The organism is Dietzia natronolimnaea, from assembly GCF_002289575.1.
Taxonomy (GTDB): domain Bacteria; phylum Actinomycetota; class Actinomycetes; order Mycobacteriales; family Mycobacteriaceae; genus Dietzia; species Dietzia natronolimnaea_A.
Genome location: NZ_NTGA01000020.1, coordinates 58523 through 83426 on the forward strand (window position 1 = coordinate 58523; position 24904 = coordinate 83426).

General features: G+C 71.0%; 20 protein-coding genes. 10 read left to right on the forward strand and 10 right to left on the reverse strand.

Translation table 11 applies throughout. The features are described 5' to 3' along the window. Positions 1-30 precede the first annotated feature (30 nt). From CEY15_RS11825 to CEY15_RS11855, 7 genes are all read left to right on the forward strand, one after another. The gene (locus CEY15_RS11825; protein ID WP_095718615.1) at positions 31-1587 is read left to right on the forward strand and encodes a BCCT family transporter; all 1557 of its coding nucleotides are present in this window, start codon (positions 31-33) and stop codon (positions 1585-1587) included. Positions 1588-1646: 59 nt separating this feature from the next. Next, positions 1647-3485 (forward strand): methionine--tRNA ligase, encoded by a 1839-nt coding sequence (gene metG, locus CEY15_RS11830; protein ID WP_095718616.1) that lies wholly within the window; start codon positions 1647-1649, stop codon positions 3483-3485. A 9-nt stretch (positions 3486-3494) separates the two neighbouring features. Beyond that, positions 3495-4361 (forward strand): TatD family hydrolase, encoded by an 867-nt coding sequence (locus tag CEY15_RS11835; RefSeq protein WP_095718617.1) that lies wholly within the window; start codon positions 3495-3497, stop codon positions 4359-4361. Between the two features lie 218 nt (positions 4362-4579). Then, positions 4580-5755: a resuscitation-promoting factor gene (locus CEY15_RS18995; RefSeq protein ID WP_095718618.1), complete on the forward strand. Its 1176-nt coding sequence runs from the start codon at positions 4580-4582 to the stop codon at positions 5753-5755. Beyond that, the gene (gene rsmA / locus CEY15_RS11845; protein WP_095718655.1) at positions 5752-6672 is read left to right on the forward strand and encodes a 16S rRNA (adenine(1518)-N(6)/adenine(1519)-N(6))-dimethyltransferase RsmA; all 921 of its coding nucleotides are present in this window, start codon (positions 5752-5754) and stop codon (positions 6670-6672) included. The genes CEY15_RS18995 and rsmA overlap by 4 nt, the downstream gene beginning before the upstream one ends. A 10-nt stretch (positions 6673-6682) precedes the next feature. After that, positions 6683-7675, forward strand: a complete 993-nt coding sequence (locus CEY15_RS11850; protein ID WP_095718619.1) for a 4-(cytidine 5'-diphospho)-2-C-methyl-D-erythritol kinase — start codon at positions 6683-6685, stop codon at positions 7673-7675. Continuing rightward, positions 7675-9501: an ABC-F family ATP-binding cassette domain-containing protein gene (locus CEY15_RS11855; protein ID WP_095718620.1), complete on the forward strand. Its 1827-nt coding sequence runs from the start codon at positions 7675-7677 to the stop codon at positions 9499-9501. Before CEY15_RS11850 ends, CEY15_RS11855 begins: the two co-directional genes overlap by 1 nt. Here the strand turns inward: CEY15_RS11855 and CEY15_RS11860 are convergent. From CEY15_RS11860 to CEY15_RS11870, 3 genes are all read right to left on the reverse strand, one after another. Continuing rightward, positions 9428-10201, reverse strand: coding sequence for an HAD family hydrolase (locus tag CEY15_RS11860; RefSeq protein ID WP_017838496.1), 774 nt, complete (start codon positions 10199-10201; stop codon positions 9428-9430). The two genes, CEY15_RS11855 and CEY15_RS11860, sit on opposite strands and share 74 nt — an antisense overlap. Further along, positions 10198-10749, reverse strand: a complete 552-nt coding sequence (locus tag CEY15_RS11865; RefSeq protein ID WP_031265370.1) for a TetR/AcrR family transcriptional regulator — start codon at positions 10747-10749, stop codon at positions 10198-10200. The genes CEY15_RS11860 and CEY15_RS11865 overlap by 4 nt, the downstream gene beginning before the upstream one ends. Before the next feature lie 119 nt (positions 10750-10868). Then, positions 10869-12482 (reverse strand): GMC oxidoreductase, encoded by a 1614-nt coding sequence (locus CEY15_RS11870; protein ID WP_017838498.1) that lies wholly within the window; start codon positions 12480-12482, stop codon positions 10869-10871. Positions 12483-12649: 167 nt separating this feature from the next. Between CEY15_RS11870 and ppk2 the strand changes: the two genes are divergently transcribed. The 3 genes from ppk2 (at position 12650) to CEY15_RS11885 (ending at position 15866) form a co-directional block, all read left to right on the forward strand. Next, positions 12650-13531 (forward strand): polyphosphate kinase 2, encoded by an 882-nt coding sequence (gene ppk2 / locus CEY15_RS11875; RefSeq protein WP_428844198.1) that lies wholly within the window; start codon positions 12650-12652, stop codon positions 13529-13531. A 77-nt stretch (positions 13532-13608) separates the two neighbouring features. Further along, on the forward strand, positions 13609-14652 hold the full coding sequence (locus CEY15_RS11880) for an enoyl-CoA hydratase/isomerase family protein (protein ID WP_017838500.1): 1044 nt from the start codon (positions 13609-13611) through the stop codon (positions 14650-14652). Between the two features lie 53 nt (positions 14653-14705). Continuing rightward, positions 14706-15866, forward strand: a complete 1161-nt coding sequence (locus CEY15_RS11885) for an AI-2E family transporter (RefSeq protein WP_017838501.1) — start codon at positions 14706-14708, stop codon at positions 15864-15866. Here CEY15_RS11885 and CEY15_RS11890 read toward each other — a convergent pair. The 7 genes from CEY15_RS11890 to pth all read right to left on the reverse strand — a co-directional run bounded on the left by CEY15_RS11890 (position 15814) and on the right by pth (position 24878). Beyond that, positions 15814-17460 carry a serine hydrolase gene (locus CEY15_RS11890; protein ID WP_017838502.1) on the reverse strand — a complete coding sequence of 549 codons (1647 nt, stop codon included), beginning with the start codon at positions 17458-17460 and terminating at the stop codon, positions 15814-15816. The two genes, CEY15_RS11885 and CEY15_RS11890, sit on opposite strands and share 53 nt — an antisense overlap. 9 nt (positions 17461-17469) lie before the next feature. Continuing rightward, complete coding sequence (locus CEY15_RS11895; protein WP_095718621.1) at positions 17470-18915, reverse strand: GH1 family beta-glucosidase; 1446 nt, start codon at positions 18913-18915, stop codon at positions 17470-17472. A 24-nt stretch (positions 18916-18939) separates the two neighbouring features. Then, positions 18940-20160: an MFS transporter gene (locus CEY15_RS11900; RefSeq protein ID WP_245847582.1), complete on the reverse strand. Its 1221-nt coding sequence runs from the start codon at positions 20158-20160 to the stop codon at positions 18940-18942. Next, complete coding sequence (locus CEY15_RS11905) at positions 20157-21791, reverse strand: dipeptidase (protein WP_245847584.1); 1635 nt, start codon at positions 21789-21791, stop codon at positions 20157-20159. The genes CEY15_RS11900 and CEY15_RS11905 overlap by 4 nt, the downstream gene beginning before the upstream one ends. Before the next feature lie 161 nt (positions 21792-21952). Further along, on the reverse strand, positions 21953-23626 hold the full coding sequence (locus CEY15_RS11915) for a peptide chain release factor 3 (RefSeq protein WP_017838507.1): 1674 nt from the start codon (positions 23624-23626) through the stop codon (positions 21953-21955). Between the two features lie 122 nt (positions 23627-23748). Then, entirely contained in the window at positions 23749-24243 is a 495-nt protein-coding gene (locus CEY15_RS11920; protein ID WP_017838508.1) for a DUF1990 family protein, read from the reverse strand. Continuing rightward, a complete protein-coding gene (gene pth / locus CEY15_RS11925) occupies positions 24240-24878 on the reverse strand; it encodes an aminoacyl-tRNA hydrolase (protein ID WP_017838509.1) in 639 nt (212 codons plus the stop codon). The genes CEY15_RS11920 and pth overlap by 4 nt, the downstream gene beginning before the upstream one ends. Positions 24879-24904 lie beyond the last annotated feature (26 nt).

Consider the following 24904-nt stretch of genomic DNA (forward strand, 5'->3'; position numbering starts at 1 on the left):
TCTGGGTGAGTTGTTGACAAGGTTTCAAGAATGTCCAGTTCCAGCCAACAGAAGAGTGACCCCGCCTCGACCCCGGCCGCCAAGCCCCGAGCCGACCTCGCCGTGATCATCCCGACCACCGTGATCGCCCTCATCGTGGTGGTCTGGGGCGCGTTCTACACCGCGTCGTTCGAGAACGCCGCGGGGAACGCGTTCTCGCTGGTGGTCGAGACCGTGGGCTGGTTGTTCATCCTGGTCTCCACCACCGTCGTGGCCTACACGATCTACCTCGCCTTCTCACGCTTCGGCGGCATCCGTCTGGGCGGCGACAACGAGAAACCGGAGTACTCCACCAAGTCCTGGATCGCCATGATGTTCGCGGCCGGGATGGGCATCGGTCTGATGTTCTACGGAGTCTCCGAGCCGCTCACCCACTACCAGACCCCGCCCCCCGGGCAGGAGCAGCAGTACGACGTGGCCATGGCCACCACGGCCTTCCACTGGACCCTGCACCCCTGGGCCATGTACGCCGTCGTCGGCCTCGCGCTCGGACTGGCCGCGTACCGCTTCAAGCGCGGGCATCTGGTCTCCCAGGCGTTCGTCCCGCTCATCGGCCAGAAGCGGGCCAGCGGGTGGATCGGCAAGGTGCTCGACGTGGCGACGGTCGTGGCCACCATCTTCGGCACCGCGGCCTCGCTGGGGCTGGGCGCGCTGCAGATCCGGGCCGGGCTCAACGAGACCGGCGCGGTCGACGGTGGCGGGATCGCCCTCGTGGTGGGTGTGATCGTGGTCCTGGGCCTGGTGTTCCTGGCCTCGGCCGCCTCCGGGATCGGCAACGGCATCCGGATCCTGTCCAACATCAACCTGGTGCTGGCCGTCTCGCTCGCCCTGTTCGTGGCCATCTTCTCCGGGGCCCTGTTCTTCATGCTCGACCTCATCCCCACCACGATCGGCACCTACTTCTCCGACTTCTTCGAGATGGCCTCCCGCACCGCGGTCAGCGAGAACGGTGAGGCCGCCGGGTGGCTGTCCTCCTGGACCGTCTTCTACTGGGCGTGGTGGATCTCCTGGTCGCCCTTCGTCGGCATGTTCCTCGCCCGGATCAGCCGCGGCCGCACCGTCCGCGAGTTCATCATCGGCGTGGTGCTGGTCCCCAGCACCCTCTCGGTGATCTGGTTCGCCATCTTCGGTGGCTTCGCCCTCTACCTCGAGGAGGCCGGACGAAGCGTCTTCGGGGACGGGTCTCTCGAACCACAGCTGTTCAACCTGCTCCGCGAGCTGCCCCTCGCGCCCGTGCTCATGGTGGTGGCGATGCTGCTCATCGCCGTCTTCTTCATCACCTCGGCCGACTCGGCGTCGATCGTCATGGGCGGGATGGCGCAGCGGGGGATCGAGGAGCCCTCGCGGTGGATCGTCATGCTCATGGGCTCGTTCACGGCCGCGGTCGCGATCATCATGCTGGTGGCCGGTGACGGCGGCGGGGACGCGCTGTCGAGCCTGCAGAACATGACCATCATCGCGGCGTCGCCGTTCGTGCTGGTGCTGATCGCCCTGTGCGTGTCGATCCACAAGTCGCTCTCGCGCGATCCGGCGGCCGAGGACGCCTGAGGTGATCGGGGTGTACTCCCGCCACGGAACCCGCGGACGCGACCACTAGTCTGGGAGCCATGGCGAAGACAGTCCTGACCGCGGTCGCATGGCCGTACGCGAACGGCCCCCGGCACATCGGTCACGTCTCGGGTTTCGGGGTGCCATCGGACGTCTTCTCCCGGTACCAGCGGATGGCCGGCAACGACGTCCTCATGGTCTCGGGCACCGACGAGCACGGCACCCCGCTGCTCGTGCAGGCCGAGAAGGAGGGCGTGTCGGTCCAGTCGCTCGCCGACCGGTACAACCGGGTCATCGTCGACGACCTGGCGGGCCTGGGGCTGAGCTACGACCTGTTCACGCGGACCACCACCCGGAACCACTACGCGGTGGTCCAGGAGCTCTTCCGCGGTCTGCACAGCAACGGGTACATGGTGGCCAAGACCACCACCGGGGCCGTGAGCCCGTCCACGGGCCGCACGCTGCCGGACCGGTACATCGAGGGCACCTGCCCGATCTGCGGCTACGACGGCGCCCGCGGTGACCAGTGTGACAACTGCGGCAACCAGCTCGATCCGGCGGACCTGAAGAACCCGGTCTCGAAGATCAACGGGGAGACCCCGAAGTTCATCGAGACCGAGCACTGGTTCCTCGACCTGCCCGCGCTCGCGGACTCGCTGGGGGACTGGCTCAAGGGGCGCAAGGACTGGCGGCCCAACGTCCTGAAGTTCTCGCTCAACCTCCTCGAGGACCTGCGTCCGCGGGCGATGAGCCGCGACATCGACTGGGGTATCCCGATCCCGGTCGAGGGCTGGCAGGACCGCGGCGACAAGAAGCTCTACGTGTGGTTCGACGCCGTCGTGGGGTACCTCTCCGCCTCGATCGAGTGGGCCTGGCGCTCCGGCGAGCCCGAGGCGTGGCGGCGGTGGTGGACCGACCCCGAGGCCGTGTCCCACTACTTCATGGGCAAGGACAACATCACCTTCCACTCGCAGATCTGGCCGGCCGAGCTCATCGGCTACGACGGCCGGGGCGCGCACGGCGGACGGCCGGGGGCGCTCGGCGCGCTGAATCTGCCCACCGAGGTGGTCTCGTCCGAGTTCCTCACCATGTCCGGGTCCAAGTTCTCCTCCTCTCGTGGCGTGGTGATCTACGTCCGCGACTTCCTGGCGGAGTTCGGCCCCGACTCGTTGAGGTACTTCATCTCGGTGGCCGGCCCGGAGAACCAGGACACCGACTTCACCTGGGACGAGTTCGTCCGACGCACCAACGCCGAGCTGGTGGGCGGCTGGGGCAACCTGGTCAACCGCACGGTGTCGATGGCGCACAAGAACTTCGGCGAGGTCCCCCGGCCCGGGACCCTGACCGATCTGGACGCCGACCTGCTGCGTGACGCGGAGGCCGCCTTCGCCACGGTCGGCGCCCATCTCGAGCGGTCCCGCTTCAAGGCCGGTGCCACCGAGGCCATGCGGATCGTCGGGGCCGCCAACCGGTACATCGCGGCCACCGAACCGTGGAAGCTCGCCAAGGACCCCGACCAGCGTGAGCGCCTGGGCACCGTCCTGCACACCGCGCTGCAGGTGGTCTCCGACGCCAACACCCTGCTCACCCCGTATCTGCCCTCCGCCGCGCAGCAGATCCACGGCGCGATCGGCGGCCAGGGGGTGTGGGCCGCGTCGCCGCAGGTCCACGAGGTGACCGACGACATGCCGGTGGACCTGGTCGGCGCGGGGCTGCCCGAGGCCGGCCGCAGCTATCCCGTGATCATGGGTGACTACGCCTCCGAACAGGCCCGGTGGGCGCGCACCGAGCTGACCCCCGGGACCCCGCTGGCCAAGCCCAGCCCCCTGTTCGCCAAGGTCGACCCGGACCTCGCCGAAACCGGGCCCGCCTGGGCACCGATCCAGCCGGCGGAGTGACCGGGACCCATGGGTAAGCGAAAGCCCCGTCCGACGCCAGTCCTCCCCGAGCCGCTGCCGGGCCTGGTCGACGCCCACACGCACCTGTACTCCTGCGGTCATCGCACCGCGGACGAGGTGCGTGGCGCCGCGGACCGGGCGGCCCTGGCGGGGGTGGCGGCGATGGTGACCGTCGGCGACGACCTGGCCGAGTCCGAGGCCGTGGTGGCCGCCGCAGAGGCCGACGAGCGGGTCTACGCCGCTGTCGCGGTGCATCCCACCCGGGCGCGGGAACTCACCGACCCGGACCGGGGCCCCGCCGTGCGCGCGCGGCTGCGCGAGCTGGCCTCCCATCCCCGCGTGGTGGCGGTGGGGGAGACCGGGTTGGACCACTACTGGGTGGGCACGATGGAGGGCTGCGCGGACCCGGCCGAGCAGGAGGAGTCACTGCGCTGGCACGCCGGCCTCGCCGCCGAGGTGGGCAAGTGTCTGATGATCCACAACCGGGAGGCCGACGACGACCTGATGCGCGTCCTGGGCGAGGTGGCCGGCCCCGGGTCGGGTATCCCGCACGTCATGCTGCACTGCTTCTCCTCGCCGATCGACGTGGCCCGGGAGGCGCTGGACCGTGGCTACGTGCTGTCGTTCACCGGCAACGTGACCTTCAAGGCCAACGAGCATCTGCGCGAGGCGGCCCGACTGGCCCCGGCGGGTCAGCTGCTCGTCGAGACCGACGCCCCCTACATGGCGCCCGAGCCGTTCCGGGGGGCCCGCAACGAGCCCGGGCTGGTCGGGTACACCGCGCGGGTGGTGGCGCAGGTGCGCGGGCAGTCTCCGGAGGAGCTCGTCGCCGAGGTCGCCGGAACCGCCCGCGAGGTGTTCGGGCTGACGGTGTGAGCCCGGCCCCGTCGCCCGCCCGGCCCCCGGGGGGATGTGGCCCGTGTGGCTAAAGTGTGCCAAGGGAAGAATGTAACGAAACGTGATCTGGCGACGTCGTCGTCGTCGCATGTCAGGCGCATCACGTTGCCCCTGCGGCCCCGACTCGTTACGCTACCGTGATGAAACGCGGGCGTCCGTACGGGCGCCCGCGGGCTATGCGAGGAGAGAACTGACCAGTGGTTGACGATTCACGGACCGAGACCCCCACGGGCGCGAAAGGCGTCCTGGCCCCGCTCCACCGGATCCACAGGTCGCGCTCCACCATGCTGCGGCTGTCCGTGGCCGGCATGCTCTCGACCCTTGTCGTCGGCGGCGTCGCCGCGCTGGAGCAGCGCACCGCGTTCACCCTCGAGGTGGACGGCGCACCGATCGAACTGGTCACCTTCAAGTCCGACGTGCGCGCGGCGATCGAGGGCGCCGGGTACAGCGTGGACGAGCGCGACGTGGTGGTCGCTCCCGGTGACCGGATCGACGACGGCGACACCGTGACCCTGCTCCGTGCACGTCCGGTGACCGTCGAGGTGGACGGGAGCAGCGACCAGGTGTGGACCACCGCCACCACGGTCGCCGAGCTGATCGCCGAACGGGACGACGTCCCGCCCCGCAGCTACGTCAGCCCCCGCATCGACGCCGAGGTGCCCCTCGACGGCGCCGAGATCTCCGTGGTGACCCCCCGCGAGCTGCTGCTCTCGGACAACGGCGCCCCCGCCGCCCCGCTCTCCTCACCCGGCGACACCGTCGGCGAGTACCTCGAGCGGGCCGGCATCACCCTCGGACCGCTCGACACGGTCGATCCCCCCGCCGACGCCCCCGCCACCCCCGGCACCGAGGTCACCGTGACCCGCGTGACCACCGGCGAGGAGACCGTGGTCGAGCCGTTCGACGTCCCGGAGCAGACCACGGACGATCCCGAGGCGACCGAGGGCGAGCGGACCGTGGTCGAGCCCGGAGCCCCCGGTGAGCGCGAGGTCCGGTACACCGTGACCCGGGTCAACGGCGTCGAGACCGAACGCGCCCGCGGCGAGGAGAAGGTCCTCACCGAGCCCCGCGCCGCGGTCGTCCGGGTGGGCACCAAGCCCCGTCCCTCGGCTCCCGCGGTCTCGAACGGCGGGGTGTGGGACTCGATCGCCCAGTGCGAATCGAACGGCAACTGGAGCATCAACACCGGCAACGGCTACTCCGGCGGCCTGCAGTTCGCCCCCAGCACGTGGACCGGCCACGGTGGCGGTCAGTACGCCCCCAGCGCCCACCTGGCCACCCGCGAGCAGCAGATCGCGATCGCCGAGAAGGTCCGCGCGTCGCAGGGCTGGGGCGCCTGGCCCGCATGCACCTCGAAGCTGGGCCTGCGCTGACCGGTCCGGACGCGACCTTCCGTGGCCTGGCCGACCCGCTCGGCCCCCACGAGGTGCGCGCGCTCGCCGAGGAGCTGGACCTCAAGCCCACCAAGTCCAAGGGGCAGAACTTCGTCCACGACGCCAACACGGTCCGGCGGATCGTCACCGTCTCCGGGGTGGGGCGCGGCGACACCGTCGTCGAGGTGGGGCCCGGGCTCGGCTCGCTGACGCTCCCGCTGCTCGACGCCGCGGGGCGCGTGGTGGCGATCGAGATCGACCCCCTCCTGGCCGGGCGGCTGCCCACCACCGTCACCGAGCGCGCCCCGGAGCTCGCCGGGAACCTCACCATCGTGACGGCCGACGCGCTCGCCGTGCGCGGCACCGATCTCGGTGAACCCCGGCCGACCGCCCTCGTGGCCAACCTGCCGTACAACGTGTCCGTCCCCGTCCTGCTGCACCTGCTGGCCGAGGTGCCGACGCTGCGGACCGCGCTGGTGATGGTGCAACTCGAGGTGGCCGACCGGCTGGCTGCCGCCCCCGGGTCCCGCGTCTACGGCGTCCCGAGCGTCAAGGCCGGGTTCTTCGGCACCGTCAGGCGCGTCGGGACCGTCGGGCGCAACGTGTTCTGGCCCGTGCCCAACGTCGAGTCGGGGTTGGTGCGGATCGACGCATACGAGACCCCGCCGTGGGACCTGGGCCAGGCGCACCGCACGCGGGTGTTCGCGGTGGCCGACGCCTCCTTCGCGCAGCGGCGCAAGACCCTGCGCGCGGCGCTGGCCGGCTGGGCCGGGTCCGCCGCACAGGCCGAACTCGCGCTCGTCGAGGCGGGCGTGGACCCCAGGACGCGTGGGGAGCAGCTCACCACCGCCGACTACGTGCGCATCGCCGAGTCGGCCGGGCGGCTCGGGATAGGGCCGGCCCACCGCGAGCCGTAGGCTGGTCGGCGTGCCTCGTGACGTCTCCACCCCCGCCGGCGCGCGCGCCGTGACGGCCGTCGCCCCCGCCAAGATCAACCTCCACCTGGGGGTCGGTGATCTGCGCGCGGACGGATTCCACGACCTGCTCACCGTGTACCGGGCCGTGGACCTGTGGGAACAGGTCACGGTCGCGCTGGTCGACGGCGACGGCGCTGGCGACGACAGTGACGGCGAGGTGATCGTCTCCGGGCCCGGTGCGTACCAGGTGCCCACGGACCGGAGCAACCTCGCCGCCAGGGCGGTCGACCTGCTCCGCGGCGAGGCCGGGGTCGACGCGCGGTTGTCGATCCGGATCGTCAAGGGCGTCCCCGTGGCCGGCGGGATGGCGGGCGGGAGCGCGGACGCCGCGGCCGCGCTCGTGGCCACGGACCGACTGCTGGGACTGGGACTGGGGCGGGCGGCGCTCGAGTCACTGGCCGCCCGCCTGGGCAGCGACGTGCCGTTCTGCCTCCGCGGCGGCACGGCGCTCGGCACCGGCCGGGGGGAGAAGCTCGCCCCGCTGCTGCACGCCCGGGCCGAACAGCACATCGTGGTGGCCCTCGCCGACGGCGGCCTGACCACCCCGGTGGTCTTCGCCGAGCTCGACCGGCTGCGCGCGGAGGGAGGCACCGGCCGCGAACTGCCCCGGGCAGGGAGCGTCGACGCACTGGTCGAGGCGCTCGCCGGCGACGACCCGGCGGGTGTGGCGGGAAACCTCGCCAACGACCTCGAACCCGCCGCCCTCTCGCTGATGCCGGCCCTGCGCAAGACCCTCCGGGCCGGAGCCGAGGCGGGTGCCCTGCACGGTATGGTCTCCGGCTCCGGCCCCACCTGCCTGTTCTTCTGCGCCCACCGCGAGCAGGCGATCGCGGTGGCCACCGAGGTGAGCGAGACCGGCGTCGCGCGCGAGGTCCGACTCACCCGCGGCCCCGTCGCCGGCGCCCACGTCATAGACAACCCGCAACAGACACCGGAGCAGTAATGGCCCCCACCAACCTCATCAACCTCGAGCAGGGGTCGGTGTCCTTCGGGATCCGACAGGTGCTCGACGACGTCTCCCTGGGCGTCAACGCCGGCGACCGCATCGGCGTGGTCGGTCTGAACGGCGGCGGCAAGACCACGCTTCTCGAGATCCTCACCGGCGTGGCCGAGCCGGACACCGGGCGGGTCTCGCGCGTGAGCGGCCTGCGACTGGCCGTGGTGACCCAGCGGACCGAGCCGGCCGCCGACACCGTGGGCGAGGCCGTGCTCGGCGGTCTGGGCGTGGCCACGCACGAGTGGGCGGGGGATGCGAGGATCCGCGCCGTGCTCGACGGGATCGGCATCCACGACCTGGGCCTGGACACCGCGGTGGGGGACCTGTCCGGCGGCGAGCGGCGGCGGGTCTCACTCGCCGCCGCGCTGGTCCGGGACCTGGACCTGCTGGTACTGGACGAGCCGACCAACCACCTCGATGTCGAAGGGGTGCAGTGGCTCGCCGATCACCTCCGCTCGCGGTCCTCCGCCCTCGTCGTGGTCACCCACGACCGGTGGTTCCTCGACACCGTCGCCACCCACACCTGGGAGGTTGTCGACGGCCGGGTCGAGCAGTTCGAGGGCGGGTACAACGACTGGGTCTTCGCCCGCGCCGAGCGGGACCGTCAGGCCGCCGCCTCCGAGTCCCGCCGGCAGAACCTCATGCGCAAGGAGCTCGCCTGGCTGCGTCGCGGCGCACCGGCGCGGACCTCCAAGCCGCGGTACCGCATCGAGGCAGCGGAGGCGCTGATCAAGGACGTGCCGCCGCCCCGGGATTCCCTACGCCTGTCGAGCTTCGCGGCCCGGAGGCTCGGCAAGGTGGTCATCGAGCTCGAGGAGGCCCGTCTCGACGCCCCCGACGGCCGCACCCTCGTCGAGGACCTGACCTGGCGCCTGGCCCCCGGTGAGCGACTCGGCCTGGTGGGTGTCAACGGTTCGGGTAAGACGACCCTGCTGCGCGCCCTCGCCGGCGAGGCCCCGCTCGCCGCCGGCCGCCGCAAGGAGGGCAAGACCGTCCGCGTCGGGTGGCTCAAGCAGGAGCTCGACGATCTGCCGCTGGACCAGCGGGTGCTCGAGGCGATCGAGGACGTGGCCGCGCGGGTCGCGTTCGGCGACATCGAGCTCAGCGCCTCCCAGCTGGCCGAGCGCCTCGGCTTCACCCCGGCCCGCCAGCGCACGCCGGTCGGGGACCTCTCCGGCGGCGAGCGGCGGCGACTGCAGCTCACTCGGGTGCTCATGGACGAGCCCAACGTACTGTTGCTCGACGAGCCCACCAACGACCTCGACATCGACACGCTCCGCCAGCTCGAGGACCTGCTCGACGGCTGGCCCGGCACGATGGTCGTGATCTCCCACGACCGCTACCTCGTCGAGCGAATCTGTGACTCGGTGTGGGCCCTGTTCGGCGACGGCGGGCTCACCAACCTCCCGCGGGGGATCGACGAGTACCTCGAGCGCCGCGCCCGCGCCGGGGCGGCGGGCGACTCGGGCAAGGTCCTGCGCGAGGCGGGCTCCGGGTCCGGTGCGGGCTCGGCGTCCGCTGCGCCCGCCGGGTCCGGTCTCAGCTCGGGCGAGGAGCGGGCGCTGCGCAAGGAGATGTCCAAGATCGAGCGCCAGATGCTCAAGCTCGATCAGCGACAGGCCACCCTCCACGAGGCCCTCACCGCGGCCGCAGGAGAAGCTCTCGACACGGAGAAGCTCGCCTCCCTCGACCGCGATCTCAAAGAGGTGACGGCGGAGAAGGAGCAGCTCGAGGAACGCTGGATGGAGATCGGCGAGCAGATAGAGGGCTGACCCGCAGACCGACGGATAGAGCCTCGCGAAGGGACTCCACGTCCGTGAGGTCGGGCAGGACGGCGTGGGCTCCGGCCGCGCGCAACTCGTCAGCGGTGACCCGGCCGGTGGCGACCGCGACGCAGTGTGCGCCCGCATCGAGTGCCCCGCGCACGTCGTGGACGTGGTCCCCGATCACCACAGTGGTGCCGGCGGAGACGTCGAGCCCGAGGTCGCGGGCCGTGGCGATCGCCCCGCGCACGAGGTCGGCGCGGTCGGCGTGGTGATCACCGAACGCGCCCAACCGAGGATCCGGCAGGCCGTCGAAACCGCACAACCGGAGCTTGAGCAGCGCCGTCCGCCGCATGTTGCCGGTGACGATCCCCTGGCGCACCCCGGCCACGGAGGCGAGGGCCCGCACCGCCTCGTGCGCGCCCGGTAGAGGACCGCCGCCCGCGTCGAGCAGATCCTGACCGTGGGTCTCGCACCTCTCGGCGACTGCGTGGAGGAGGCGGCTGACGAGCTCGTCGCGCGGCTCGACACCGTTTCTCGCGAGCAGGTCGGTGCAGATCGCGCGGTCCGTCCGTCCGGCGAAGGAAGTGCCCATGATCGGCTCCCGACCCACCATCTCGGCGAGAGCGGGCCCGATCATCCGCGAACCGAACCCGGCGGGGTCGAGCAGAGTGAGGTCGAGGTCCCACAGGACCAGCCGGGTGCTCACGACGACGAGGTGAACAGCGGCGCCAGCCAGGCGGTGAGGAAGGCCCGGAGCTCGGCGTCGGAGCGGGAGTCGGGATGGTCGAGCACGATCACCGACCAGCCGATGTGGACGCCGACGTCGGCGAGGAAGTCGATTCTGTCGGCGTACTCGGGGAATCGCTCCAGCGCCGGTCTCAACAGCTGAGCTGTGTAGCCGAGGGATCTGTCGGTGGCTCCGGGATGGTGGATCGGGTTGCCCTCGCCGGAGAGCGTCAGCGCGTGGAGGAGCGGGTCGCCGAGGATCCTGCTCCGGGACACGATCACCATCTCCACCAGGAGTTCGAGCAGCGAGTCCGCCGAGTCGATGAGCGACTCGTAGGCCCCGAGGAGTGCGGTGAGCTGATGGGTTATCGTCTCGCTGACGAGTTCCTCACGGGTGCCGAAGATCGAGTACACGGTCTGTCGACTCACCCCGGCCCGCTTGGCCACCACAGCGATGTTGACGCCCTCGAAGCCCACCTCGCCGATCACGCGGCGGGTGGCGTCGAGGATGTTCTCGCGGGACCTCACACCATCCATTATCCCGGTGGCCGCCACCGGTTCCGGGCATTCCAGGCTGATGACGGTGTGCACATGCTTCCGGAAGGCCTCGCCCGCTGCTCGCTCGAACGGCCTCGACCACTGCCTCCTCAGAAGATCGCGCCCACATCGTGGCGGACGATCCGGTCGAGGGCGCGCTCGGCGATCGCCGCGATGGTCAGTGACGGATTGCAGGCGGCGGTGGTGCCCGGGATGAGGGCCCCGTCGACGACGTACAGGCCCCGCTGGCCCAGGACCCGCCCGTCGAGGTCGCAGACCTGCTCCATGGCCGCGCCGCCGAGCGGGTGCCAGGTGGAATTGACGATGGCGTTGGTGTCGGTGAGGTGGCCGGTCGGACCGATGATGGCGCGGGCGGTGGGCTCGATGTGACCGCGCAGGATGCCCGCGTCGCCTGCCGCCGGCCAGCGGATGACGCCGCGGTCCTGCGCTGAGTCGTAGACGATCCGGCCGCGGTCGGCGCTCACCCCGTACCCGACCATCATCGTGGTGTGCACATCCGTACCGAACGCGGGGATCGACGCCTGGATGAGGGTGTGCGCGGTGGTGGGGTCCGACCAGTTGAGGCTGCCGTAGATCACCGGCCCGCCCTGGACGGCGCCGAATCCGGCGGTGGGGTCGGTCCAGGTGTAGATCCGGTCGGCGTTGGTGCCCCAGCCGCTGCCGACGGCGTCGGGGAGGTCGGTGAGCGTGCCGGTGGCGGAGGCTCGGGTGAGCAGTGTGGAGGTGCCCACCGACCCGGCACCCAGCATGACCGCGGGTGCGCGCATCGCCAGCGTCTTGAGGAGACGTCCGGCGGTGTCGAGGACCTCGACGTCCAGCTCCCAGCGTCCGTCGGGCAGCCGCCGCATGGCGCGGACGTCGTGCAGCGGTCGGACGTCGACGAGTCCCGTGGCCTCGGCGTCGGCGAGGTACGTCACGTCGACGGTGTGCTTGCCGCCGTTGTTGACGCCGAGCGCGCCCGAGCTGTCGGTGTAGGAGGGCCGCATCTCGCCGCGCAGCTCGGCCAGCGCGTAGTCCCAGTCGATGGGCATGGGGATCTTGCGCAGGGGCAGACCGGCGGCCCGGACCCGCTGGGCGAAGACGCGGGCAGCCGCGTACCGGGGGGAGTCGATGAGTTCGTCCGGGGCCTCGGCCAGGCGGAGCATCCGGGAGACCCGGGGGAAGTACTCCCGCTCCATCTCGCGCCAGTCGATCCCGCCCGGGAACCAGGTCTGGAACAACTCCTCGCTGGGCTGGAGCGACATGCCCTGGTAGATGAGGGACCCGCCTCCGACGCCGGTGGCGCACACGGAGGTCATGTTCTCGCCCACGGAGGCGTCGAGCAGTCCGGTGTAGCGCGGCAGGTCCACGGGACGGCCGAAGACCTCGGGTGCGGAGCGGAACCACAGGATGCGCTCGTCGGGGGCGCTGACGCTGGGGTAGGTGGTCGAGTCGGGGCCGGTGGGCCAGCGGCGACCTCGTTCCATGACGACGACGGGGACGCCCGCCTGGGCGAGCCGGAGTGCCGCGACGCCGCCACCGAACCCGCTGCCCACCACGAGGACCCGGTGGTCCTGCACCTCGTGGGGGATTCGTCCGGGGCCTGCGGGTGCGGGGTTCGCGGGGTCGGTCACCTGGCCGGCGGCGAGGGGGTCGGCCACGAGTGCTGCAACCCCGGCGGCGGCGAGTGAGCCGAGGAACCCTCGGCGGGTGAGAGTCGTCATGTCGCCTTACCGTCAGGAACGCGAGTGGAGAGGTGACGTGTGTCACCCTCGCAGAAAACTAGACAGAACCCTCCATGACTGTCAAGTTCATCCTCCGGGCCCGGCGCGCCCCCCGCGGTCGTACTATCGGTGGAATGAGCGGTGAGAAGAACGGCAAGAAGGACGCCATGAAGGCTCGCCCCAAGGCCGCCTCGGGCTCGGCGGGTAAGGACGCGGCGGGTAAGAAGTCGAGCACCAAGAACCTGCTCCCCAGCGGGCTCGAGAAGCTGCCCAAGAAGGCCTACGAGGCCGAGCTGGAGCGCTTGCAGGCCGAGCTCGTGGAGATGCAGGCCTGGCTCAAGGAGACGGGCAACCGGCTCGTGGTGGTGTTCGAGGGCCGCGACGCCGCAGGAAAAGGGTCGGCGATCAAGCGGATCACCCAGTACCTCAACCCTCGGTTCGCCCGCGTGGTCGCACTGCCCGCGCCGACCGAGGTGCACAAGACGCAGTGGTACTTCCAGCGCTACGTCGAGCACCTGCCGGCAGCCGGTGAGATCGTGATCTTCGACCGCTCCTGGTACAACCGGGCCGGCGTGGAGCGCGTGATGGGCTTCTGTACGACCGACGAGTACCGCCGTTTCCTGCACCAGGCGCCGATCTTCGAGCGCCTGCTCGTGGAGGACGGGATCATGCTGCGCAAGTACTGGTTCTCCGTGTCGGACGAGGAGCAGGAGCGCCGGTTCCGCTCCCGGCACGACGATCCCATGCGCCGGTGGAAGCTCTCGCCGATGGACCTGGAGTCGATCAACCGGTGGGAGGCCTACAGCCGGGCCAAGGACGAGATGTTCATCCACACCGACATCCCGGAGGCGCCCTGGTACACGGTCGAGTCCGAGGACAAGAAGCGGTCGCGGATCAACGTGATCTCCCACCTGCTCTCCACCGTCCCGTGGGAGAAGCTGGAGCCGCCGACCTTCGAGATCCCGGAGCGACCCGAGGGTGCCAACTACGAGCGGCCGCCGCGCGAGGAGTTCAAGTACGTCCCGGACGTAGCATCGGAGTTGCTCTGAGGCGAGGCGGGGGCGACCTAGGTAGGAATTCCTAGTATCCCGGCGACGTCGGGTGACCGGCCTGACACACTGGGGGCATGAGCGAATTCGTCACCACCCGGCGAGAAGGCCGGATGCAGCACATCGTCCTGGACCGCCCCAAGGCCCTGAACTCCCTCGACCTGCCCATGTGCCGGGCCCTGCACTCCGCCCTGGACGCCGCCTCGCAGGACTCGGGCGTGGAAGCCGTCGTCACCACGAGCACCTCGGAGAAGGCGTTCTGCGCGGGCGGCGACATCCGCGCCCTGCGCGACGCCGCGGCCGCCGGGGAGCACCAGACCAACCGGGAGTTCTTCTCCGAGGAGTACGCGATGGACCTCGCGTACCACACCCACCGGGTGCCCACGGTCGCGGTGATCCACGGCGTCGCGATGGGCGGCGGCCTCGGGATCTCCATCAACGGTTCGCATCGCGTGGTCACCACCAAGGTCATGATGGCTATGCCCGAGACGGCGATCGGGTTCGTCCCCGACGTCGGCGCCAGTCACTTCCTCCCCCGGCTGTGCGGCGGCGGGACCCGCGGTCTGGCGGTGGGGATCTACCTCGGCACCACCGGGGTCCGGATGAATTCCGCCGACGCCCTCTACACGGGTCTGGCCACCCATCTGATCGACGACGCCGACCGCGACGCCTTCGTCGCCGCCATCGGATCCGACGGCCTCGACGCCGCCCTCGAGCGACACGGCCTCGAGCACGCGGCGGCGGGGGAGTCCGCGGTCGAGCAGCACATCGACCGGATCGAGGACGTCTTCGGCCGCGGCACCGCGCAGGAGATGGTCGACGCCCTGGAGTCCGGCCCGCAGGACGAGTGGGCCACCGCGACCCTAGGGATGCTGCGGTCCCACTGCCCGACGTCCGTCGTCGCCACCATCGAGCTGCTCCGCGCCGGCGCCGCCGCGGGCGATCTCCGCGAATGCCTCGACAACGAGCTGGAGCTGGGCGGATGGATCACCGCCCGTCCGGACTTCATCGAGGGAGTGCGGGCCGTGGTGATCGACAAGGACCGCGATCCCACGTGGGATCCGGCCGACCTCGACGACGTCGACGTCGACGCCATCCGTTCGGCGCTGAACGGGGGCTGACAGGGCTACTCTGATCCGCGTCCGGCGCGCTGGGCGCGGGTCGAGGAGGGGCCATGACGACCACTGGCGACGACGTGCGCGAACCCGAGGCGCCTGCCCCGCACGAGGAGCCCAGGGGGTGGGGAATCGCGGGCGTCACGGTGGTGTCGCTGGCCGCGGCGTTCGCGGTGGTCTGGGGGATCTCCCAGCACGCGGCCATGGTCATGCCGGCCTTCCTCGCCCTCAACCTGGTGATCGCCGCCCAGCCGCTGCAGCGGCGCCTGGAGCGGGCCGGCCTGCCACGGTGGGGTGGGATGATCATCGTCCTGCTGGTGCTCTACCTCCTGCTGGCCGCGCTGGTGGGGATGCTCGTGTGGGCGCTGTGGATCGCCGCCGAGGAGATCCCGCAGTATCAGGACAGGTTCGTCGAGCTCTACGGCCAGATCATCGAGTTCCTCGGCCGGTTCGGGGTCAGCCAGGATCAGGTCTCGTCGAGCCTGGCGGGCGTGGACCCCGGCACGATCATCGGGACGGTCCAGAACGTGGCGGGGCAGGTGTCCTCGGCGGGGGGCCAGCTCACCGTCCTGGTGATCGCGCTGACCTTCCTGGTGTTCGACGTCCCGGGCGTCACCCGTCGGCGAGCCGTGATCGTCCGTCAGCGGCCCCGGCTTGCCGACGCCCTCAGCTCCTTCACCGACGGCGTGAAGTCGTACTGGATCGTCTCGACGATCTTCGGTCTCATCGTCGCGATCATCGACACCGTGGCGCTGATGATCATCGGCGTGCCGCTCGCCGTGGTGTGGGGCGTACTCGCCTTCGTCACCAACTACATCCCCAACATCGGCTTCGTGCTGGGCCTCGTGCCGCCCGCGCTGTTCGCACTCCTGACCGGGGGACCGGTCGACGCCATCTGGGTGGTGGTGATCTACTGCGTGGTCAACCTGGTCATCCAGAGCTTCATCCAGCCCAAGTTCACCGGCGACGCCGTGGGGCTCACCCCCACCGTGACGTTCCTCTCGCTGGTGTTCTGGACCTCGGTGGCCGGCGCGTTGGGCGCGATCCTGGCGGTGCCGTTGACGCTCGTGGTCAAGGCCTTCCTGGTGGACGCCGATCCGCGGATGAGGTGGCTCTCGACGTTTCTGACCACCCCCGACGCCGACGCCAGACGCGACAGACGGCGCGTCAGTCGCCGGGATCGCCCTCGGCGGGGTCGTCCTCTGCCGGAGCTCGGGTGAAGGTCCCGAGACCGTCGCGGTCGAGGAGATCGACGGTGACCTCGTCGTCGTCGAACGTCACCGAACCCCGCGACCCCGGTGGCCAGTTCTCACTCCGCGGTTCGACGGCGAACGTCCCGCCGTCCCAGGGCTCGAGCGGCCAGGCCGCGGTCCCGCGGCCCACGATCACCTCCAGCCCGTCCTGCGACTGCCGCACCTCGAGCTCCCCGAAGTAGTCGTTGCGGTAGGTCCCCGTCAGCTCGGCCGGGTCCGGCGAGGGCAAAGGGGCGGCGGGTCGCCGCGCGCCCACCAGGTCCCCCACGGGATCGAGAAGTGGGGCGAATGCCTGGCCGAACAGCTCCCGCCAGTCCAGCGTGGGGTCGCCGTACTGGGCGTAGTCGGCGAACCGGGCATTGATCGTCTCCGCCACGCCGCTGGGCGAGGCGTTGGTCACCGTGATGATCCCGAGGTCCAGCGAGGGCATCATGAGCATCGCCGTGCCCGCGCCGAGAGCGAACGCCCCGGAATGGCTCCACTGGACGCGGCCCGAGGAGCTGGTGCTGATGTTGAAGCCGTACCCGTAGCCGCCGGGACGGTCGGCCGCGGCCTGCGGGGGCGAGGACACGATCTGCGGGGTGAGGGCCTCCCTCAGGGCCTCGACGGGCACCACCTGGGAGCCGTCCGGCGCCCTGCCGTCGTCCAACACCATGGCCATCCACGCGGCCATGTCGGTCACCGACGAACTCAGGCCACCCGCCGGGGCCTGCGCGTCGGGATCGCGTTGGGGATCGGCCGGCACCCAGTCGCCGTTCGCCTCGCCCGCGTCGCTCCTGACGTGGCCGACGGCCCGGTTGTCCCGCTCGATCAGCTCATCGTGGGAGAACGAGGTGTCGCCCATCCCGAGGGGCCGGAAGATCCGCTCACGGCTCAACTCGGCCCAGGGCGTGCCCGCGGCGACCGCGACGGCTTCCGCACCGGCCGTCAGTCCGAAGTTGGTGTACGCGTACGAGGCCCTGAACGGCGTGAGCGGAAGGTGCCGCAGACCATGCAGGACCGCGGGTCGGTCATACCCCAGGTCCTCGAGATCGTCCCCCGCGTGTTCGGGCAGCCCCGAGCGGTGCGCGAAGACGTCGCCCACGGTGACGAGGGGCGACACCTGGGCATCGGAGAGCTCGAACCACGGCAGGTACTGGCTCACGGGGGTGGACCAGTCGACCTCGCCGTCGTCGCTCTCCGCGGCCACCACGGTGGCGCTGACCGACTTGGAGATCGAGGCCAGTGGGAAGACGGTCTGCGCGTCGACCTCGGCGCCGGTGCTGGTGTCCCGGACGCCGAAGCCTTCCGCGAGGACCACCTCGCCGCCGTGCACCACGGCGACGGCCGCGCCCGGGATCCCGGAGGCCTCCAGTTCCTCCTCGACGATGTCGGTGACCTTGCCGACCGCGTAGTCGATCCGGTCCTCGCCGACCTCGAGCGCCGAGTAGGCGGCCGGACTCGCGTCCGGGTCGGGTGTGGCCAACGGTGTCCCACACGCCGACCCGAGGAGCGCGAGGGCCGTGCACACGCCGATCAGGCCCAGGGGTCGACGGCGACCGGTGGTCGAAGCTGTGGTCATCCGCCCAGCCTAGACCGCCGGATGCGCTCCTGAGGGTCGTGTCGGACCACCTCGGGCGAGTCGCTCCCGGTGCTCGGCGATCAGGTCGCGGTACCAGTACCAGGAATCCTTACGGGTCCGCGCCAGGGTGCCGTGGTCCACGTGGACCAGGCCGAAGCGCTCGGCGTATCCGGCGGCCCACTCGAAATTGTCCACGGCCGACCACACGTAGTACCCGTCCACGTTCACGCCCGCGTCGACGGCGTCCACCACGGCCGCCAGGTGTGCGCGGAGGAAGTCGATCCGCCGCGCGTCGTGGACGGCGCCGTCCGGCCCCGGGCCGTCGTGATAGGAACACCCGTTCTCGGTCACCGTGACCGGCGGCAGTCCCGGATAGCGCTCGTGGAGCGACACGAGGATGTCGGTGAGGCCCGACGGCACGATCGGCCAGTCGAAATCGGTCCGCTCGACGCCCTCGATCCGTACCGGGCGGAACGGCATGTCCTGCGGGAAGTCCACCTCGAGCACCCCGGAATAGTCGGTGTCGGCGCGCGGGGCCTCGATCACCGTGGGTTCGTAGTAGTTGACGCCGTAGTGGTCGAGGGGCCCGGCGATGACGGCGAGGTCCCGGTCGAGCTGGTCGGGGGTCAGGCCCGCAGAGTTCATGACGAGCTCGGCCACCCAGTCCTCCGGGTAGGTGCCGCGCAGGACGGGATCGGAGAACAGCCAGTTGGTGAGGATGCGGAACATCTCGGCGGCCTCGACGTCTTCGGCGGAGTCGGTCGCGGCGAGGACGGGGAAGTGCTGTTGGACCACCCCCACCTCGTGCCGGGGCCCGGCGGCCCGTATGGCCTCGACCGCCAGGCCGTGGGCGCGGAGCAGATTGTGCGCCACGGGCAGGCAGTCCAGCCCCATCCCGAGTGCCGGTGCGTGATCGGTGAGTCCGTGGCCGTAGAGGGTGTGGACGTTCATCTCGTTGAGCGTGAGCCAGCGGGTGACGCGGTCCCCGAGGGCGTCGACCATCACCGCGGCGTAGTCGGCCAGGGCCCGGGAGGTGTCCCGGCGCAGCCAGCCGCCCTCGTCCTGCAGGGTCTGCGGCAGGTCCCAGTGGTAGAGCGTGGGCACGGGGCGGATGCCGGCCGCCAGGAGGTCGTCGACGAGCCGCGAGTAGAAGTCCAGGCCGGGCCCGTTGACCCGCCCGCTCCCCGTGGGCAGGACCCGGGACCAGGAGATGGAGAAGCGGTAATCGTCGACCCCGAGCTCGGCCAGGTCGCGGACGTCCTCGGCGTGGCGGTGGTAGTGGTCGCACGCCACGGCAGGGGTGTCGCCGCCGCGGATGCGGCCGGGTTCGGCGGCGAAGGTGTCCCAGATGCTCGGGCCGCGCCCGTCGGCGTCGGCCCCGCCCTCGATCTGGGCGGCGGCGGTGGCGGTGCCCAGGCGGAATCCGGGGGGCAGGATCGGGTCTCGGGTCGGCACGTGGAGTGGTCCTTTCTGGTGGGGCTATCGGACGCCGCGGAGTTGCAGGGTGCACAGCGCGGCGGCGACGGCGATGCCCGCGCCCACCCCGTAGAGGGCGGGGTAGCCGGCCGCGGAGGTGACGAGGGGAACGGCGATCGCGGGAGCCACCACCTGCGGCAGCGAGGTGGCGATGTTGGCCATGCCCAGGAGGGTTCCCGCGGTGCCGGAGGTGGCCAGGGACCCGGTGATGATCGCCATGTCGACCGCGATGAACAGTCCCCACCCCACGCCGAGGACGGCCGCGGCGGCCAGCACGGCGGGCATGGTGGAGGAGGCCGCGAGTCCGATCAACCCCCCGGCGGTGATCAGCGCCCCGGCGGCGGCGATTTCGCGGCGGCGGTGGAGCCGGTCGGAGAACGCCCCCGCCGTGGCCGCGCACACCGCCGAGAGGACGAGGGTGACGACGGTGATCATGAGGACCGCGTTGCCGGGATCGGGCACCCCGACCACGGAGTCGAGGAAGAAGAAAAGGTAGATCAGCAGGATCGCGTTGGTGAGGTTCATGAGGAACCGCAGTGCCCACGCCCAGCAGTACTCGCGGGTCGGGCGGAAGTCCGTGAGAGCGATCCGGGATCGCGGGTCATCGCCGGATCCCGCGGGGTCGGGGGAGACGACCGGCGCAGCACGTCCCGCCACCACGATCGCCGAGAGCAGCGCGGGTGTGAGCACCGCGAGCACCAGGTACCCGGTCGTGCCACCGCCGACGGACTCCGCCACCGCCACTCCGCTGATCACGCCGACGATCTGCCCGACCCCGAACAACGACCCCACCACGCCGCGCTGCTGCTCGGGGACACGATCGGCCATCAGGGCGGCCAGCACCGCGAACGGTCCGTTGAACCCCAGCTGCACCAGGACCCAGCCCGCGACCGTGGCCGGTCCGGAATCGGAGGTCAGGAGCAGCAGTTGACCCGCCACCCCGATCGCCGTGCCCACGTACACCACCGGCATCCGGGTCCCGAGCCTCGCGCGGCACCGGTCGGAGACGAGCCCCCACACCGGATTGGCCACGAGGGCGACGGCGGCGCCTGTTCCCACCACCAGTCCGAGGAGCGCCTCTCTGCCACCCGGGCCACCGATCCTGTCGGTCTGAACGGGTAGGAGAATCTGCAGCGGGCCGAACCACGAGGCGAAGACCGCCACGACGCCGAGCGTGAGCGCCAGGATCCACAGGGGACCGACGCGGTCGGCGGGTCGGGTCACCGCACGCGTTCCCAGTTGGCCGTCCAGGCCTCGGCGCCGCCCATGAGCTGACGCTCCAGTTCGGGGCGGTCGGATCCGGCCCGGTGGAGAAGGTCGGCCGCCCAGTCCGCGTAGAGGCCGTACTGGGCCACGCCGTCGACGTTGAGGTCGTAGACGCGGTCACCGAACTGCCACCGGTCCATCACCTCGCCGCTGAGCGCGGTGAACGGGTAGACGAGCGGATCGGTGGCCGCGCTGGGGCGCGCGTCCGCGAGGTGGGCCAGACCGTTGACGTCCGATCCGAAGCCGTACCCGGCCCAGGGGCGGGTCGTGCCGGCCGTGTTGGCGCGCCAGGCCTCGAGGAAGCCGGTCTCGAAGGTCTCGGTCGCATCGGCGGGCCACGCGAAGGCGGCCACGAACCCGCCCTGTTCGTGCATGCGGCGCGTGATGCCCTGCGTGGCCCAGGTGTGGTCGGAGATGAGCCCCGTGTACCCCGACTCCGCGGCGATGTCGAGCGTCCGCGTGGCCGTCTTGACGCTCATGTGGTCGATGTTGATCACCATGCCGCGCGCCATCATCCCCCGCACGGCGTGCTCGCCGAGCGGGGTCAGTCCGCGCACGTTGCACAGTGGTGCCTCGGGATACACGGGAAGTGCCGCTCCCGCGGGGGCGCCCGCCGTGAGCGCGGACAGCCCGTCCGCGACCGGGGTGCTCGCGATCGGCTGGTCGTGGTCCGCGTCGGGGCCGGTGCACGGCTCGGTCTCCCAGAATCGCTGGGTGCCGATCTTGTTGCCCACGTTCACCGCCAGGCCTGCCAGGTCCTCGTCCATGCGGGCGCCGCCGAGGGCGTTGTCGAACTTGTGGACCGGGAACACGGTGGACACGCCCCACGAAGCGAATTCGTCGAGGCCGCGGTCGATGTCCTCGGCCGAGCACAGCGGCACGTCGTTGATCATCCGACACCCGAACGGCTCGGACGCCTCGACCCCCAGCGTCACCGCGAGCTTGCCCTGCGCGGCGATCGACCGGACCTCCTCGGGAGACCGTGCGATCCGGAACCAGCCCCGGCCGGGGCCGCCGTGTTTGGCGTCGATGTGGGCCTCCATGCGGTTCATGTAGTCGACCTGACGACGGAGTTGGTCCATCTCGTCACACGAGTACGGCGAGCCGATGAGCATCTCGCACAGCACCCGGTTGGCGACCAGGTAGTTGTTGAGCACCCGGAGGCCGCCCCGCCACGCGCGCTCGATACCGGTGTAGTAGGCCTGCTCGTGCAACTGCGAGTTGGAGGCCGGCCACTGTGTGAATGTGGGGTATCCCTGTGTGCCGCCGGGGACGGGCGTGCCGCCGAGGACCGACTCGAGAAGCGAGAAATGGCCGAGGTCCGAGTGCGTGGGGCAGTCGGCCAGGGCCTGAGCCATCCCGCCGGGGGCGAACGGCTCACCGCACCGCAGGGCGCCGCCGAACGCCTGTGAGGCGGCGATGTGGGTGTGGGCGTCGACCATCCCCCGGATCGGCGTGGCGGCCTGCGCGGGCGCGGCCGCCAGCGGGACGGTCACCGCGACAGCCGAGAGCAGAGCCAGCGCCGAGCGCGCCCATCTCCCGGTGGTCGTGGACCTCGTGGACCTCGTGGTCGGACGGCTGTGTCCCATGGCGGTGCCCCTCTCGGACGGCGCCCGCCGTGGGTCGGCGGGGGCGTCGGCGTGAAAGGGAGATTAACTAAGGTTTGGTCGTGACAAGGCCCGTTCCGGGAGATTTCTGGACAGTTGTTCAGAGCGCGACCGGGGCTGATGGGGCGTGTGTGGCGGAAGCGTCAGTTGGTGTCCGCGACCAGCGGTTCGATGGTGAGGTGCTCCATCTCCTTGCTGATGTACTGCAGGCGCCACTTGTCGCCGAACAGGGCCAGAAGTTCACCGTCGGTGCGCTGGAACACCTCCACACCGCGCTGCCGGCCGAGCTCGTCGGCGGAGGCGGAGTCAGTGCGACGGGCGATGGAGTACGGCAGGGTATCGACGACGACCTCGACGTTGAACTCGGCCTTCATGCGGGCGGTGACGACCTCGAACTGCATCGGCCCGACCGCCGCCATGACGGGGTTGGCATCGCCACGCGTGTCGTTGCGCAGGATCTGCACGACGCCCTCCGCGGCCAGCTGGTCGATGGCCTTGCGGAACTGCTTGTACTTGCCCAGCGACTGCGCGCGCACCACGGCGAAGTGCTCGGGTGCGAACTGGGGGATCGGCGGGAACTGCACCTTCTTACCGGTGTAGAGGGTGTCACCGGGTGCCAGGGCGGTGGCGTTGACCAGGCCCACCACGTCGCCCGGGTAGGCGGTCTCGACGGTCGTGCGGTCGCGGCCGAACACGGTCAGGGCGTACTTGGTGGTGAACGGTTTGGAGGACTGGGCGTGGGTGACCACCATCCCGCGCTCGAACTCCCCGGAGACCACGCGCATGAACGCGAGCCGGTCGCGGTGCGCGGCGTCCATGCCGGCCTGGACCTTGAACACCACCGCTGAGAACGGATCCGAGGTCTCCCGGGGTGCACCGGTCACGGTCTCCCACGCGTGCGGCGGCGGGGCCAGCTCGACCAGCGCGTCCAGGATCTGGTGCACACCGAAGTTGAGCATCGCGGAGGCGAAGATCACCGGGCTCGTCTCGCCGGCCAGGTAGAGCTCCTGGTCGTGGTCCTGCCCCATGGCGGAGAGCAGTTCGGACTCCTCGACGGCCGTCTCCCACACCTCGCCCTCCCGCTGGGCGGCGGTGTCCGGGTCGTAGTGCTCCTCCGGGGCGATGGTCGATCCACCGGCGGTGCGGGTGAAGTGGATGTACTCCTCGGGCGCACCGTCGGGGCCGCGGCGGAGCAACCCCCGGTAGTCGCCCGCGATGCCGACCGGCATGAACAGCGGGGTCGGCACCAGGCCGATCTGCTCGGTGATCTCGTCCAGCAGCTCCAGTGGCGCCTGCCCCGGCCGGTCCCACTTGTTGATCACCGTGATGATGGGCAGCCCGTTGTGCTTACACACGCGGAACAGTTTGAGCGTTTGTGGCTCGAGGCCCTTGGCGGCGTCGATGAGCATCACCGCCGCGTCGACGGCGGTCAGGACGCGGTAGGTGTCCTCGGAGAAGTCGGCGTGGCCGGGGGTGTCGACGAGGTTGATGACGTAGGGCTCGTCGTCCTCGGCAGACCCGGAGGGTTTGTAGGTGAACTGCAGCGCGGTGGAGCTGACGGAGATGCCGCGGGCCTTCTCCATCTCCATCCAGTCCGACACGGTGGCGCGGCGACCGGACTTGCCGTGGACTGCTCCGGCCTCGGTGATGACGCGCGCGTGCAGCGCCAGCGCCTCGGTGAGCGTGGACTTTCCGGCGTCCGGATGGGCGATCACCGCGAAGGTCCGGCGGCGGGACACCTCGGACGCGACGTGGCCGGACGCATCCGGACCGGCCGGCCGTCCGGTGGTCCCGGTGTGCTCGGCGGTCTCGGTCACGCGTCCTCCTCGGTGCTCCGGCGGCCCTCGCCGTCGTCATCCCAGGGTACGTCCGCCCCCGGTCGAGCACCCAATCCGCCAGTGCACCGCCCGGGGTCGGTGAGCGTGCAGGAAAGGCGAGGTCACACGGGGCGGTGATCGCCCTCCGGGCGAGGTGCACCGGGACGGTCCACGAGAGCGGCGAGGTAGCGGCGGGTGAGCCGGTTCTGCTCGCAGCGGGCGACCGGCGCGCCCCACTTCGCGAGCAGGGTGGCGTGAGCGGATTCGGCCTCGATCCGCAGGCGCACGACGTCGGTGACGGGGTCGCGCTCGACCAGGAAAGACTCCCAGCCGTCCTCGGGGTGGCCGGGCAGCGCGCGGTAGGTGAAGCCGCGGGCGGTCGGGCTGTCGATCACCGACGTGACCTCGCACGGTGCCGCGATCCTGAGCCACGCCCCTGGTCCGGTGCGCGGACGGAGCGTGACGGTGCGGCCGACCGTTGCGGGACCCTCGGTGACGACGACGAGGCCGGCGCGGCGATGCATATCCCAGTTGATCAGTGCGCGGCTCGCGCGGTCGACGAGGTCGGCCCCGGAGCCCAGAACGGCGGCGCGTTGGAACCGCCGGGGGCGGCTCACGCGGTATGGACCTGGTTCTGGGCGGTCTCCAGTCCGTGCCTGAGCAGAAGCTCGACGGCGTCGGCGGCATCCTGCACCAGGAACGGCACGTCGGGTTGCTCGAGCTTGGAGAAACGCTTGAGGACGTAGTCCGCCACCGCCATGCGACCCGGAGGCCGGCCGACCCCCGCGCGGACGCGGAGGTAGTCGCGGGTGCCGAGAGCGCTGGTGACCGAGCGCAGGCCGTTGTGCCCGCCCTCGCCTCCGCCACGCTTGAGCCGGACCTGGCCGAAGTCGATGTCGATCTCGTCGTGCACCACGATCACCTCGGTGGGGGCGACGGAGAAGTACTTCGCCACCGCGGCCACGGGCCCCCCGGACAGGTTCATGTAGCTGCGCGGGCGGGCCAGGATCACGGACTGGTCGGCCAACCGCGTCTGGGCGACCTCGCAGTTGGTCCGCTTGTGCGTGGAGAAGCTCGCGGGCACGGGCAGGGCGCGGGAGGCGAGCTCGACCAGCACGTCCCAGCCGATGTTGTGGCGGGTGCCCTCGTAGTCGGGACCGGGGTTGGCCAGGCCCACGACGAGCCTGGGTCCGGGGGCGTCAGCGGTACTCACGGACTCATGGTCCCAGACCGGGTCGGGCAGCGCTCCCATCGGTTGGCGGTCCCGTCGGTCGCTGC

Bases quoted from the DNA above. Each gene is read 5' to 3' on its own strand.
- CEY15_RS11905 (WP_245847584.1), bottom strand. From the start codon at position 21,791: ATGGGACACAGCCGTCCGACCACGAGGTCCACGAGGTCCACGACCACC.
- CEY15_RS11825 (WP_095718615.1), top strand. From the start codon at position 31: ATGTCCAGTTCCAGCCAACAGAAGAGTGACCCCGCCTCGACCCCGGCC.
- CEY15_RS11885 (WP_017838501.1), top strand. From the start codon at position 14,706: ATGACGACCACTGGCGACGACGTGCGCGAACCCGAGGCGCCTGCCCCG.
- CEY15_RS11890 (WP_017838502.1), bottom strand. From the start codon at position 17,460: ATGACCACAGCTTCGACCACCGGTCGCCGTCGACCCCTGGGCCTGATC.
- CEY15_RS11880 (WP_017838500.1), top strand. From the start codon at position 13,609: ATGAGCGAATTCGTCACCACCCGGCGAGAAGGCCGGATGCAGCACATC.
- CEY15_RS11835 (WP_095718617.1), top strand. From the start codon at position 3,495: ATGGGTAAGCGAAAGCCCCGTCCGACGCCAGTCCTCCCCGAGCCGCTG.
- CEY15_RS11855 (WP_095718620.1), top strand. From the start codon at position 7,675: ATGGCCCCCACCAACCTCATCAACCTCGAGCAGGGGTCGGTGTCCTTC.
- ppk2 (WP_428844198.1), top strand. From the start codon at position 12,650: ATGAAGGCTCGCCCCAAGGCCGCCTCGGGCTCGGCGGGTAAGGACGCG.
- pth (WP_017838509.1), bottom strand. From the start codon at position 24,878: ATGGGAGCGCTGCCCGACCCGGTCTGGGACCATGAGTCCGTGAGTACC.
- CEY15_RS11870 (WP_017838498.1), bottom strand. From the start codon at position 12,482: ATGACGACTCTCACCCGCCGAGGGTTCCTCGGCTCACTCGCCGCCGCC.
- metG (WP_095718616.1), top strand. From the start codon at position 1,647: ATGGCGAAGACAGTCCTGACCGCGGTCGCATGGCCGTACGCGAACGGC.